Origin of the sequence: Bacillus sp. FF-1, from assembly GCF_028548245.1 — a bacterium.
Taxonomy (GTDB): Bacteria; Bacillota; Bacilli; order Bacillales; family Bacillaceae_G; genus Bacillus_A; species Bacillus_A paranthracis.
Genome location: NZ_JAQQGG010000002.1, coordinates 192,900 through 206,490 on the forward strand (window position 1 = coordinate 192,900; position 13,591 = coordinate 206,490).

Here is a 13,591-nt window from a genome sequence, read left to right on the forward strand (position 1 = left end):
TAGCAAGTGCTGGTAATACCAGTGTGAAATCGGATGGTAAAAGACACAAAAACATCTCTTTTATTTATATATTATTCCTAATTTTGGTTTATGCAAAATCATGTAAAAATGGAGTGAAATATTATTAATAGGTCACTTGTGGTAAAATATGGTTGTTAACTGGTGGGAATTAAATATTAATAAAGGAAAAGGAGGAAAGAGAGTGAAAAATAATTCATTTAAAATAATTGAAGCAGCAAAAACAGGGAGAAAAAAAGTCCATCCAATCTTTGCTGTAATATTAGCCATTATATTTTTGACTTTAGGTGAACTATTTATGTTGTTTATGTTATTTTTACCGAAAGTTGAAACAACATTCATGAAAGGGATTTATGATAATATTAGAATGCTGTTAACATTTGGAGGAGCTATACTCATTTTATTTATATGGATTCGTTTTGTAGAAAAAAGGCCATTTTCATCCATTGGTTTTTGGAAAGAGAAATGGATGAGAAAGTATTTAAAAGGTGCATTAATAGGATTTGTATTTATTTCAATACCAGTTATTTTGCTGTTACTAATGGGAAGTGTAAAATTACAAGTACAACATATTACCTCAACAGTAATAGTAGGTATATTAGGATCCTTAGTTGCATTTTTAATACAAGGGGCAACTGAAGAAATTATTGTACGAGGTTGGTTATTCCCGGTTCTTTCTACTAGAGGTCGTATATGGGTTGGAATAATTGTTACTTCTTTTTTATTTGGATTTCTTCATCTCCTTAATCCGGGAATTACAATATTATCTATATCGAATATAATATTAGTTGGAGTATACGCAGCTTTATACGTATTGAAAGAAGATGGTCTATGGGGAATATGTGCATGGCACTCAATTTGGAATTGGGCGCAATATAATGTATATGGTTTCGCCGTTAGTGGTACAAATGTGTATTCCACTCCGATTTTTAAGTCTATAACAAATGGACCAGAAATATTGCATGGAGGCACATTTGGTATTGAAGGCAGTATCATTACAACAATAATGCTCTCCATCGCTTCAATTGTTTTATGGAAACAGTTATGGGGGAGAAAAGCGAAACAAAGAGATTTTAGTTAATGAAAGAGGGAGAAACTATGGGGATTATAGCGTTTGAGGGAGCAAGTGCGGTTGGTAAGAGCACAACGTGTCGTGAGTTAGAAAAGAATTATGGTGCTTATATTATACCTGAAGTGAATTTATTATTTGAAAGACCAAAAAATGAACATAGAACATGGTATTTTGAAAAACAAGTAGAGCGCTGGAAAATAGCAATGCAGAAGTCAGAGCAATATGAAATAGTAATACTTGATGGCGACATTTATCAGCCGCTTAGCTATAATTGGTGTTTCCATTTTGAAATATTTGATCAGCCATTATCTTTAATAGAAAACTTTTATAAAGAAAAGCTGATTAATAGGGAAATTGGTTTTCCTGATCAATATTTTTATTTATATACGAATGATGAAGAACTTAGAAAACGGAAAGAATCTGATGAGACAAAAAGAAGAAGAAATTTTGAAAAACATTTACATATATCAAAATCGTTTCAACGTTATTATGAAAATTTAAATACTGTTACAGACGGTTACTGCAAAATAATTGAAGCGAAAAGTGTAAAAACGAATGAACTAGAAATTGTAAATAACTTAAACAGTTTACATGTGTGTGAAGAGAATCGTTTTGATGTTTCGAGGTTAGATGCGATTACGAAGTGGTTAAAAGAAAAGCGTGCATAAAAAGAACGAGTACCTTATAAGGTACTCGTTCTTTTTATGCATATTGAATATGTAAGTTCGTTTCATAAATTGTTTTTAAAATTTGTAAGTTTGCTTGTTCATTTTTCTGAATAGCATTTTTATATTTAGGTAAGAAGAGTTGAGAAGGATAAACTGGGAGTTCACCGCAAATATCAATACCATAGATAGATTTATTCATAATTAGAGAATGAATAAATTGTAAAAGTCTAGATAATTTCATGTGCCCTTGATCCCAATTGGTAATAGTAACTTTTGGATCTAAAACATCCTTATCAATGCTTACATATATTGTTTCTGTATGAATATGTGAAAGTATTGTATGTATGGATACTTCATGTGATATATCAATCGGAAAAACTTCTACGGCTGAATAATCATTAGAATGAATTGTTAGAGAAGAAGGTCCAATAATGATTACCTTCTTTAAATTATCATTATTTCGAAGAGAAAATGATACCCAAGATCCACAGGAAATAAGAGTTTGTTCATTTGCTCCCTGTAAGTTCATATCAGTATGATGATCAAATAGTATAAGGGTAAAAGGCTTGTTTATTTCTTCTAATAATAAATAAGATACATAATGATAATTTCCAGAACCTATAAAAGTAATTCCTTTATTCTTTCTACGATTTAATGCTCTTTTTATATGCATTAAAGAAGTGTTTTCGCAATATAGATTTGCGTGTTCTAAATGAGTAAAATCAATATCTTCATGTGAATAAGAATGTAGTTTATTTTGTAATAAATACGTATCATCAAAGTTTAAAAAAGTTAAACCGTTATGCAATAAACTCATATTTATTCATCTCCTTTAAATATAAGGCTATCATTTATTTTTATAAAATTAAAATGAAATGCTTTGAGTGGAATTAGTATTTAGAAAAGATAGTGTTTTTGACAGAATAATCTTTCAATTTTTAAAGAAAAGAAATACAATATAAGGAAATATGTATGTACTTCAGGAAATAAAAAATATATAACAAATGGAAATGATATTTGGAATTAAATTGAGAAAAAAAGAAAGTTGAGATTAACTATCCGCAGCAGCTCTGGTGATCCAAAAAATAACCAATATTTCGAATTATTATTTGTGAAAGGAGAATAAAGATAAGTATGAAAAAGATTATTATTTCAGACCTTGATGGGACTTTATTAAGAAGTGATAAAACAATTTCAGAGAAATCTATTAATATTCTAAGGGAATGTAAAAATAATGGAGACGAATTGATTTTTGCTACAGCAAGGCCGCCAAGAGCTATAAAACAGTATATTCCCGACGTGTTAAAGAGTGAGATTATCATTTGTTATAACGGGGCTCTAGTTCTTAAAGGGAATGATATTTTATATGAAATGAAGATTTCTAAAAATAACATTTTAGAAATCATAGAAATAGCAAACAAGTATAATCTTCATGAGATTTGCCTTGAAATAGGTGATAAGTTGTATTCAAATTTTGATGTTACTTATTATTTTGGTAATATACCATGTGAAATTATGGATGTAAGAGGTTTAGAATTTGAAAAAGCTTCTAAAGCGATTATTTGTACTAAAGGCTCAATAAACCAGAAATTTATTAAAGAATTGCCTGATGAATGCAAGGCAGTCATTACAGATGACGGGACATTGTGTCAAATTATGCATGCAGAAGTTTCAAAATGGAATAGTATTCAATATGTTCTACAACACTTAAATCGAGACGTATCTGAAGTTATTGCCTTTGGAGATGACTACAATGATATGGAAATGATAGAGAAGTGTGGGGTTGGTGTAGCGATGAGTAACGCTGTTGAGGAATTAAAAGCAGTCGCTAAATTTATTGCTAAAAGTAACGATGAGGATGGAGTTGCTACATTTCTAGAAAGTAAAAGTTATGTTTATGTTAACTAGTATGAAAAAAATGTAGTAAGCAGCGAAAAAAGAGATACTGCATCTGTTTTTGATAAATAGATATTATGAATGGGATATGCGGGAGGAAATAAGCAAAATGAAAACATTCTTTAAAATAATTGGAGTTATAGCTAGCATGGCGGTAATCGGAGTAGGTTTAACATATGGTATGCTGTATTATTTGAATAATAGTAAACCAGCCGCGAAAAAGGCATCACCAGCTGCTCCGGCAGCAGAAGTGCTGGCTGATAGTAATGTAAAAGCTGAAGATGCAAAGGTTTTAGAAAATGGCAATCATTCATTACCAAATAGCGGCTTTAATAAAAATTTTAAATGGACAGATGAGAAAATACAGACAGCGTTACATGAAATGGCACATCAAAAAACGAAAGCTGATCAAAAGTGGGGCTATATTTTTATTACACAAGAACGTATTGAAAGTTTACTTGATATTGTAAAGAACAATGATCTAGTACAAGGAAAAATATATGCAGATATTTTAGAGAGATGGAAACAAGGAAAATATGAAAAAATGGATGCGGATCACAATCAGATTTGGAAATTACAAAGCGGGAATTTAGGCGAAGGAACAGGAGTAATGTCAGAAGCGGAACAAAAAGAGTTGATTAATCAGGTGTTTATGCAAAAAGGTACATATTCAGGTAGTAAATTAATTGCAGGTGGGGGACAGACTAATAAATAAGAGATATGTTGAAACACCTTTGTCATCATAATTACAAAGGTGTTTTTGTTGACACAAGAAATAAATGGGAATATGATTCATATATGAAATAAAATAGAGGGGCTTACATATGAATAACAGAGAGCTTTACGGTAATATTCGTGATGTTTATCATTTACTCCAAAAAAATCTAGATAAGGCAATTGAACAATATGATATAAGTTATGTACAATTTGGAGTGATTCAAGTACTCGCAAAATCTGGGAAAGTATCTATGTCAAAGTTAATTGAAAACATGGGATGTGTTCCAAGTAATATGACAACAATGATTCAACGGATGAAGCGAGATGGTTACGTAATGACAGAGAAGAACCCGAATGACCAACGTGAAACGCTCGTTTATTTAACTAAAAAAGGTGAAGAGACGAAAAAGCAAGTAGATGTGCAATATAGTGATTTTTTAAAAGAGAATTGTGGTTGTTTTACGAAAGAAGAAGAAGGACTTTTAGAGGCTTTATTATTAAAGTGGAAGAAGCACTTGAATTAAATATAGTAAAAATGTAACATTCTGTTACATTTTTATTTATATAAATACTTCATATGTGAAATAAAAACTAGTACAGTGAAAATTAAAGAAGGGATAATAATAAATAATTATTTCATATGTGAAATAAAGGGGAGTTATATATGGAGTTAAAGTCAATGATACGTATTTTGGCAATTGTAGCTTTTTTTGTTGGATTAGATTCATTATTAGTGGCACCTTTATTACCAGTAATTACAGAAACAATTAGTATCCCTGATGGGAGTGGAGGGTTATTAATTACTATTTATGCACTTTGTTATGGAATAACTGCACCCGTATTTGGAATGATGTCTGATAGAGTTGGAAGGAAACGTATGATCATAATAGGGTTTATTATTTTTTCTATTTCTACATTTTGTACGGGATTAGCGAAGAATTTTGAAATTCTTTTATTATTTCGCGGTCTAACAGGTTTATCTGGTGCAATGATTATGCCAAGTATTTTTGCATTAGTAGGAGATAAAGTTACATATGAGTCAAGAGGAAAAGCGATGGGAACAATTATGGGAGCAATGATAGGTTCAACAGTCATTGGAGTACCTATAGGCGCATTTTTATCTGAAATAGGAAATTGGCAATGGACATTTTATAGTATAGGACTTTTAACTTTATTTCTGACATTACTAATTAATCACATATTAAGAAATGAAAAAGAGAGAGAGGATGTACATGTTTCTTTAACGGAAACGGTGGATGCACCATTGAAAATGACTGTAGTAAATATATCAGTTTTATTTGCATTATTAGCAACGTTTCTATGGACAATTGGATTACATGGCATGTTTTCATACATAGGTGTTTATTATGAGAATAATTTTGGAATTTCTGTTGGTAAAATAGGTATAGTAATTTTTTTGGCAGGAGTTGGTAGTGTAGCTGGTAATATTTTAGGTGGAAAATTAGCTGATAAAATAGGAAAGAAGAGTGTTATAGTCATTGCGAGCATTGTATCCTCAATTAGTGTAATGTCATTCTCGCTTTCCACAGAAAATCTAGTAATTGCAATTATTGTACATATTATTTGGAGTTTATTTATTGGATTTGGACAAGCATCATTAACGGCACTAATTTCAGAATTAAAACCAGCTGTGCGAGGGACTGTAATGGCATTAAATAGCTCTGCCATGTATATTGGGATGACTATTGCTTCTGGCGTAGCGTCACTTGCCATAAGTAATGGATTTCCGTTTTTTTCTTTAGGAACAATCTGTGCAATTGCTAGTTTACTTGTCCTTCCAATCATATTTGTTCTAGTTAAAGAAAAAACATCACCTAATAAAAAGAAGATGACTATATAAGTGGTAGTAAAGAAAACGTGGGTTGATATTCTTTAAAGGATTTCAACTCATGTTTTCTTTCATATTATTTTATACTTTCATAACCTTTAATAGTGAAAGAAACGACTGTACTACAGGGGAAATCCATCTAGATTTATGATAGATTACATGGCTTTGAATAACTGTTGGAGTTTCAATAGGCTGAAAACAGAGTTGCTCTTTTTGACAACTTTCTTGTACAACGATGTAAGGAAGAATTGAAATTCCTAATTCACACATGACGGATTGTTTAATGACTTCAACGTTGGAAGTTTCAAATGTTTTAGCTGGAATATTCCCGCTTTGACGTAAAAAACGATCTACCATCGGTCTATAGCCGCAGCTTTGTTCCGTAAAGATAAACTGGGTATCGTTTAGTAAATAAAATGGATTAGAGTGTGTACAGTAATGGGGTGGTAAAATCCATCCAAATGTTTCATTACTAAAAGTACACGTAATAAAATCATTATGTTCTATACTTTCTCCAATTATGAAGACAACGTCTGTTTCTCCTTCATGTAATTTTTGTAATGCTTGTTCATTTGTGTTTGTTTCAAGTACGATATTTACTTTCGGATTTTTCTGTTTGTAAGTACGTAATAATTGTGGTAAACGATATACTGCTAATGATTCGTTTGATGTAATACTCAATGTACCTTCTAATTGATCGGTATTTTGAGGGATTTCTTGCGCTTTTTCATAAATTGCAAGTAATTCTAAAGCATAAGGATGAAATTGATGACCTGCTTTTGTAAGAAGTACTTTTTTTCCTAACCGATCGAAAAGAGGAATATGTAAATCGTTCTCTAATGCTTTCATATGCGCTGTAACTGTAGATTGCACATAACCTAATGCATGAGCAGCTTTAGAAAAACCACCATACTTAACAATCGCACAAAATGTTTTAACGTGTCTCATTTCCATAAACAATCCCTCTTTTATTATCATGATTTGTGAATGATTATATCACGTATTTCAATTTTCCAAATGATTAAATTCCTTATAAAATGAAATTGTAGAAATATTTATTCATTTAACATTGGAGGAGAAAAGATGAGTGAAAAGGGCTATCATGTAGCTGTTGTTGGGGCTACGGGTGCAGTAGGTCAGAAAATTATTGAACTGTTAGAAAAAGAAACAAAGTTTAATATAACTGAAGTTACGTTACTTTCGTCAAAAAGATCGGCTGGTAAGACAGTACAATTTAAAGGGCGAGAGATCATTATACAAGAAGCAAAAATAAATAGCTTTGAAGGGGTAGATATTGCCTTTTTTAGCGCTGGAGGAGAAGTTTCTAGACAATTTGTAAATCAAGCTGTCTCTAGCGGTGCCATCGTAATTGACAACACAAGTGAATATCGAATGGCACGTGATGTACCTCTTGTTGTTCCGGAAGTAAATGCGCACACTTTAAAGGAACATAAAGGGATAATAGCAGTTCCGAATTGTTCAGCATTACAGATGGTAACAGCTCTTCAGCCAATACGAAAAGTATTCGGATTAGAACGAATTATCGTTTCCACTTATCAGGCTGTATCGGGTTCTGGTATTCATGCAATTCAAGAATTAAAAGAACAGGCTAAGTCAATACTTGCAGGTGAAGAAGTGGAGAGTACTATATTACCAGCGAAAAAAGATAAAAAACATTATCCAATTGCATTTAATGTACTTCCTCAAGTAGATATATTCACGGATAATGATTTCACCTTTGAAGAAGTAAAGATGATACAAGAAACGAAGAAAATTTTAGAAGACCCAAACTTGAAAATGGCAGCTACTTGTGTGCGTGTTCCAGTTATATCAGGTCACTCAGAATCGGTTTATATAGAGCTTGAAAAAGAAGCAACTGTTGCAGAAATTAAAGAAGTATTGTTTGATGCACCAGGTGTTATTTTGCAGGATAACCCTAGTGAACAGCTGTATCCAATGCCATTATACGCAGAAGGGAAAATAGATACATTTGTCGGTAGAATTAGAAAAGATCCTGATACACCAAACGGATTCCATCTTTGGATCGTTTCCGATAATTTATTAAAAGGTGCGGCGTGGAACTCGGTGCAAATTGCAGAAACGATGGTGGAAGAGGGAATCATTTAGTATGAAGGAAACTAGGGAACTGTTAAAGATTACAGTTTCCTAGTTTTTATTTTATAACTGTTCGCTTTATTCCAGCCGTATTTGATTTGAAAGACAGTAAAAAACATCAAGAATGAATACAATTTATTTGGTACGATATGGATAAATTCAATAAGGGGGAATTAGATGTATCAAGTAAAGGGGTATTTTTCATCGCTAAAAGGAAGTCATTATGAAATCGGTAAGCAACAAGGGGAATTTGTAAAACAACATCCTTACCTTATTCCGCAATTTATACAGAAAGAAAATTTAATATCGCATCAGCATTGGACAGAATCTAGGAACATATTACATAATTATTGTCCAGGAATTAATGAAGAGATTGAAGGGTTTTGTGAAGTATTAAAAATTTCATCTGAAAATATGATGTATTATTATCAAACACTATTAAAAGCAGGTTGTAGCCATTGTGCTGTTTTACCTAAAAAGACAGATTTAAAGCATACTTATGTATTAAGAAACTATGATTTGTCACCAGTAATAGATGATATGCGTTTTTGTTCGACTCATGTTGAAGGTGCATATGCACATAGTGGCTTTTCTACTCAATATTTTGGCCGAACGGAAGGAGTTAACGAGCATGGATTATCTGTTACATTTTCAGCATGTGGTCAACCGGTTGGAAATATTGCGGGTTTAAGAAAGCCAGCGGTAAGTGGTTTACAATGTTTTGCGGTCATTAGAGTATTATTGGAGAAATGCAAAAATGTGCAGGAGGCTAAGTCACTAATAGAAGAAATACCAATTGCTAGTAATATGAATCTAATAGTAGCCGACCCTGTAGATGCAGTATGTATTGAAATATTTGATGGATATAAATCAATAATCACAATTGTTGAGGAAAGCCAAGATTTTATCGTATCAACAAACCACGCAATTAGTTTACCTATTCAAAAACTGAATAGTAGAAGATTAGAACAATCTACAAACCGATATCACACATTGTATGAACATTTAAATCGAAATGAACAAGTGAGTATAGAGTCTTTAAAAGGATTAGTACAAAAAGAATATCCTGCCGGGCTGACGGTGCATAATTATGAAGAATGGTTTGGAACTTTACATTCCGTATTATTTGATTTGCATGAATGCACAATGAATATTTGTTTCGGGTCTCCACTTTTAAATGACTGGTACTCGTTGGAGGTTGGAGGGAGTCTTCCTTTTTCTGAGGTGAATGTGAACTTTGAAAATAAAACTTATACTGATTTTTGGAGAGAAGAGAATAATAAATTGATTCCAAAAGGGTAAATGGGGTAATATGGTAGCACCGAAGGAGGTTATTTATACTGGAGGGATTACCGATGCTAAACATTTTATTAATGTTTGTTTTTATCATTTTTTTAGCCGTTTCCATGTATATTGCGTATCAAAAAAGAAAAAAAGCAGAAATAAAAGGATTGAAGAGTGCATTAACTTCAATTTGTTTCTTTTCACTTGCAATTTTTAATTTGTTCGCATATTGGTTTCAGTTCGGCGGTATGTTGACAGTGCTATTTTCAATCGTATTATTGTTAGTTGGGGCTTATTTTACAAAATATATTCCAATTTCCAAAAAGGTACACTAAAATTTATAGTTAATACTTTATTTCATTATGAAAAGAGATTATTCTACTAGGTCGTTATGAAATGACTTCATAGGATAATCTCTTTTGTTCGTTTAATTTTGTAAAGAATGTACGGTTAGTTTCAATTGTTTAATAAATTCTCGAGTTGCAGCACACATATATTTATCTTTTCTATAAATAAGCCCTATTTCTATTATTGGAGTAGGATTTTCTATTTTAATAGCTTGAATGTTTTTATTTTGTAAAAAGTCTATATACGGTTTTGGTAAAACTGTAATCCCCATGCCTTTTGAAACCATTTGGATTAAAGATTCCATTGTACTAATTTCTAAAATTGGTTTTGGTTTAAAGTTGAATTTTTGACAATGGGATGTAATTAATTCGGTTAAAAAGAAATTTTTAGGTAAAAGAATTAAAGGGTAATTCTGCAATTCAGCAATAGATACATGATTATGTTCAGCTAATTGATGACCAGTTGGTACGACTATTATAAGTTCACTTTTGTAGAGAGGGATAGAAATAATTTCTTTATCGTGCACTGGTAGAAATGTAATGCCAATATTTAGTTCGTTTTGTAATAATTTTTCACGAATATCTCCTGTGCGAAGTCCTAATACAGAAAGTTCTATATTGGGATATAAATTATTAAAATTTAAAATAGCTGGTGGTAGTAAGTAATTTACGACGGTTAATAATGATCCAATTGTTAAGGAACCTTGTTGTAATCCGTTTAAATCTTGAATAGCAGAACGGGCTTGTTCAACTTCATGAAAAATTGTTTTACTATGTAATAATAAAATCCTCCCAGCTTCGGTTAAAGATATTTTTTTACCAATTCGATCGAAAAGGGGCATTCCAACTTCATGCTCTAATGCACGTATTTGTTGACTTAGTGAAGGCTGTGAAATATTTAATTTCTCAGCTGCTTTTGTGAAATGTAATTCTTTTGAAACAGCTAAAAAGTATTCAAGTTGTCGTAATTCGATTGGAATCACCTCAAGTATAATAATAGGATATACCTATCATTATTATATAAATAATTGAATTGAACAATGATTTTAGAGGTTTTATAATCATCTTTATAAAACAGAGAGGGTTATAAAAATTAACCGAGAGAAAATACATGTAACACCTTTAAAGGAGGCAATAGAATGGCTAATGAATATCAATTATTATCTTTAAATATAGGATTACCAAAAGAGGTTACATACGGCGGAAAAGTAATTCATACAGGCATAAATAAGAAACAAGTAAAGGAACCGGTATATTTATCTTTTGTAAAATTTAATGGGGATGGACAAGCTGACTTAGTTCATCATGGAGGAGTAGATAAAGCAGTTTGTGTTTATACTGGTGATCACTATCCATACTGGGAAAAAGAGTTGAATCAAGATCTTGTATATGGGGCTTTCGGAGAAAATATAACAGTTAGTGATATGCGCGAAGAGGATGTTTGTATTGGTGATACATTTCAAATTGGAGAAGCAGTTGTACAAGTAACGCAGCCAAGGCAACCTTGTTTTAAATTAGCTAAGAAATACAATATCCCGAAGTTACCACTATATTTTCAAGAAACAGGATATACAGGGTTTTATTTTCGCGTATTAAAAGAAGGATGGGTATCATCAGTCGATACTTTAAAAAGACTACAGTCTGATCCAAAGGGTGTTTCAGTAGCGTTTGCTAACCGTATCATGCACAAGGAAAAGCAAAATATTGAAGGGATAAAAAGGATATTAGAAGTAAATGCACTTTCAAGTAGTTGGAGAAAGTCTTTTGAAAAGCGTATAAGTGGAGAAGAAATTAATACGAAGGAAAGACTTGAAGGGATAAAAGAATAAAAATCTTTTATTATAAATAGTGTATTTCTATTAGTAAAAACGAATTAGAAAGCGCTATTTTTATATAATAAACTCATTAATATCCAAAAATCCTAATATTGTTTTATTCGACTTGTTTTCGAATAGTCGAAACATAAAATTAATTAGACTTTTTTTTTATATTTTATGATAGTATATTGATTGGTAAGACCTATTACTTTAAGAGCAGGTTCTACAACTATATCTAATTTGATGGAATTAACATATGGAGGGACAACATGGGGAATGTTGAAAGTTTTGAAAAACTTCTTTTAGAAGAACCGAAAAGAGAGCAGTTATTTCCTTTATTTGAAGAAGTGTTTGGGATTCCAAGTCAAACATTGCATGATTTTTCAGAGAGAGGTTATTGGGATGATACATATAAAGCTTTATCATTTTTACAAGAAGATAAAGCGATTGCAAACGTTGCGGTATTCTCGTTACCATTGCTAGTGAATGGTGAAAGAATAAATGCAGCAGGCATTCAATCGGTAATGACACACCCTAATTTTCGAAGACAAGGACTCATGACGCAATTAATGAGTAAAATGATAGAAGAAATCGATAAGAAATGTGAATGCACATTATTGTTTACGGAAAAACCTGAACTATATACATCATATGGTTTTAAAGTTGTGCAGGAGTATTTGATGACTATTCCATATGATAAAAAGAATAATAATGATTCCTTACTTAGAGAGCTAGATTATTATATGGAAGAGGATAGAAAATTAATACATGAAACTATAGATAGTAGCCAAAGACTTTCAAATAATTTTTCAACATTAAACTTCCATCCTTCGTTTTATTTGAATATGTACAATTCGGAATGGAATGAGAAATTGTATTATTCAGAGAAACTAGATGCTCTAATTGTGTATGAAGTAGATAATGAAAAGTTGAAATTATATGGAGTGTTTGCACCAGTAATTCCAGTTTTAGATGAAATATGTGGGGAGATCGCTGAAAGATTTACAGAAATCGAATTTTACTTCTCTCCAGATCAATTAGGGGTTGAGGATGTACAGTTTACAGAATTACAATCAAGTAAGTATTTAATGGTTCGAAGTAATAGAGAGTTGGATTTGAAAGGTTATAAATTCCCAGTATTAGTAGAATTTTAAATGTGTATATAGATGCTTTATTAGGGAGGAACTATGAAAATATCACATATACCAGAACATATTGAGCAACTTACTATAATGAATGTACCTGAATATTATAAGCTTAATAACAATCATGCGCTTATTGTCCGCTCGAAAGCCGAAACAGATTTTTGGCTTAAAACACATTATGGATTCGAAGTAATGAATGGTCATGTATTTTATACAGAGACGATGACAGACTTTCAAGCTGAAGTTCAATTGCGTATGAATCCAAATTCAAAATTCGATCAAGCTGGTCTTTTTGTTATGGTTTCGGAAAAGTGTTGGCTGAAAACTTCATTAGAATATATTCCAGATGGTCCATCTCATTTAGGAGCTGTCGTAACGAATAATGGATATTCCGATTGGTCCACGCAAGACTTTCCGACAGAATTAGCTAACGAGCAACTGCGTTTTCGAATTGTTCGTAAACGTGGTGATTATACAATATATGTGAAGAAGATCCACCAATGGGAACAAATAAGAATCGCTCATTTGATGGAGGATATAGGAAATAAGCCTATTAAAATAGGTTTTTACACGTGTAGTCCGTCTAAAAATAATGGATTTGAGACTGAGTTTTTAGAGTTTACAACTGAAAAAATATAGATGAAAAACCGTATTCTTTTCATT

General features: G+C 31.7%; 15 protein-coding genes. 12 read left to right on the plus strand and 3 right to left on the minus strand.

What is annotated here, in order from left to right; genetic code table 11:
* The first annotated feature begins 202 nt into the window (after positions 1-202).
* Both PQF83_RS06375 and PQF83_RS06380 read left to right on the plus strand, forming a co-directional pair.
* Positions 203-1,099, plus strand: a complete 897-nt coding sequence (locus PQF83_RS06375; protein WP_000794828.1) for a CPBP family intramembrane glutamic endopeptidase — start codon at positions 203-205, stop codon at positions 1,097-1,099.
* Positions 1,099-1,758: an AAA family ATPase gene (locus PQF83_RS06380; protein WP_000657882.1), complete on the plus strand. Its 660-nt coding sequence runs from the start codon at positions 1,099-1,101 to the stop codon at positions 1,756-1,758. Before PQF83_RS06375 ends, PQF83_RS06380 begins: the two co-directional genes overlap by 1 nt.
* A 34-nt stretch (positions 1,759-1,792) precedes the next feature.
* Here the strand turns inward: PQF83_RS06380 and PQF83_RS06385 are convergent, their stop codons facing one another.
* The gene (locus PQF83_RS06385; protein ID WP_000054636.1) at positions 1,793-2,575 is read right to left on the minus strand and encodes an arginase family protein; all 783 of its coding nucleotides are present in this window, start codon (positions 2,573-2,575) and stop codon (positions 1,793-1,795) included.
* A gap of 317 nt (positions 2,576-2,892) precedes the next feature.
* Between PQF83_RS06385 and PQF83_RS06390 the strand changes: the two genes are divergently transcribed.
* The 4 genes from PQF83_RS06390 to PQF83_RS06405 all read left to right on the plus strand — a co-directional run bounded on the left by PQF83_RS06390 (position 2,893) and on the right by PQF83_RS06405 (position 6,232).
* Positions 2,893-3,666, plus strand: a complete 774-nt coding sequence (locus PQF83_RS06390; RefSeq protein ID WP_000720250.1) for a Cof-type HAD-IIB family hydrolase — start codon at positions 2,893-2,895, stop codon at positions 3,664-3,666.
* Positions 3,667-3,763: 97 nt separating this feature from the next.
* On the plus strand, positions 3,764-4,369 hold the full coding sequence (locus PQF83_RS06395) for a PRK06770 family protein (protein WP_000846592.1): 606 nt from the start codon (positions 3,764-3,766) through the stop codon (positions 4,367-4,369).
* A gap of 109 nt (positions 4,370-4,478) precedes the next feature.
* Positions 4,479-4,895, plus strand: coding sequence for a MarR family winged helix-turn-helix transcriptional regulator (locus PQF83_RS06400; protein ID WP_001065034.1), 417 nt, complete (start codon positions 4,479-4,481; stop codon positions 4,893-4,895).
* A gap of 140 nt (positions 4,896-5,035) precedes the next feature.
* The gene (locus PQF83_RS06405) at positions 5,036-6,232 is read left to right on the plus strand and encodes an MFS transporter (protein ID WP_000421209.1); all 1,197 of its coding nucleotides are present in this window, start codon (positions 5,036-5,038) and stop codon (positions 6,230-6,232) included.
* Positions 6,233-6,301: 69 nt separating this feature from the next.
* Here the strand turns inward: PQF83_RS06405 and PQF83_RS06410 are convergent, their stop codons facing one another.
* Complete coding sequence (locus tag PQF83_RS06410) at positions 6,302-7,174, minus strand: LysR family transcriptional regulator (protein WP_000425885.1); 873 nt, start codon at positions 7,172-7,174, stop codon at positions 6,302-6,304.
* Positions 7,175-7,303: 129 nt separating this feature from the next.
* Here PQF83_RS06410 and PQF83_RS06415 point away from each other — a divergent pair, with 129 nt between their 5' ends.
* The 3 genes from PQF83_RS06415 (at position 7,304) to PQF83_RS06425 (ending at position 9,954) form a co-directional block, all read left to right on the plus strand.
* On the plus strand, positions 7,304-8,347 hold the full coding sequence (locus PQF83_RS06415; protein ID WP_001290626.1) for an aspartate-semialdehyde dehydrogenase: 1,044 nt from the start codon (positions 7,304-7,306) through the stop codon (positions 8,345-8,347).
* A 165-nt stretch (positions 8,348-8,512) separates the two neighbouring features.
* Positions 8,513-9,637 carry a C45 family autoproteolytic acyltransferase/hydolase gene (locus tag PQF83_RS06420; protein ID WP_000285217.1) on the plus strand — a complete coding sequence of 375 codons (1,125 nt, stop codon included), beginning with the start codon at positions 8,513-8,515 and terminating at the stop codon, positions 9,635-9,637.
* 53 nt (positions 9,638-9,690) lie between these two features.
* Positions 9,691-9,954: a hypothetical protein gene (locus PQF83_RS06425; protein WP_000932117.1), complete on the plus strand. Its 264-nt coding sequence runs from the start codon at positions 9,691-9,693 to the stop codon at positions 9,952-9,954.
* Between the two features lie 92 nt (positions 9,955-10,046).
* Here PQF83_RS06425 and PQF83_RS06430 read toward each other — a convergent pair whose 3' ends face one another.
* Entirely contained in the window at positions 10,047-10,949 is a 903-nt protein-coding gene (locus tag PQF83_RS06430; protein ID WP_000612252.1) for a LysR family transcriptional regulator, read from the minus strand.
* Between the two features lie 156 nt (positions 10,950-11,105).
* Between PQF83_RS06430 and PQF83_RS06435 the strand changes: the two genes are divergently transcribed.
* The 3 genes from PQF83_RS06435 to PQF83_RS06445 all read left to right on the plus strand — a co-directional run bounded on the left by PQF83_RS06435 (position 11,106) and on the right by PQF83_RS06445 (position 13,567).
* Entirely contained in the window at positions 11,106-11,795 is a 690-nt protein-coding gene (locus PQF83_RS06435) for an MOSC domain-containing protein (protein WP_001262994.1), read from the plus strand.
* Positions 11,796-12,052: 257 nt separating this feature from the next.
* Positions 12,053-12,937, plus strand: a complete 885-nt coding sequence (locus tag PQF83_RS06440; RefSeq protein WP_000528697.1) for a GNAT family N-acetyltransferase — start codon at positions 12,053-12,055, stop codon at positions 12,935-12,937.
* A gap of 33 nt (positions 12,938-12,970) precedes the next feature.
* Positions 12,971-13,567, plus strand: a complete 597-nt coding sequence (locus tag PQF83_RS06445) for a DUF1349 domain-containing protein (protein ID WP_000703153.1) — start codon at positions 12,971-12,973, stop codon at positions 13,565-13,567.
* Positions 13,568-13,591 lie beyond the last annotated feature (24 nt).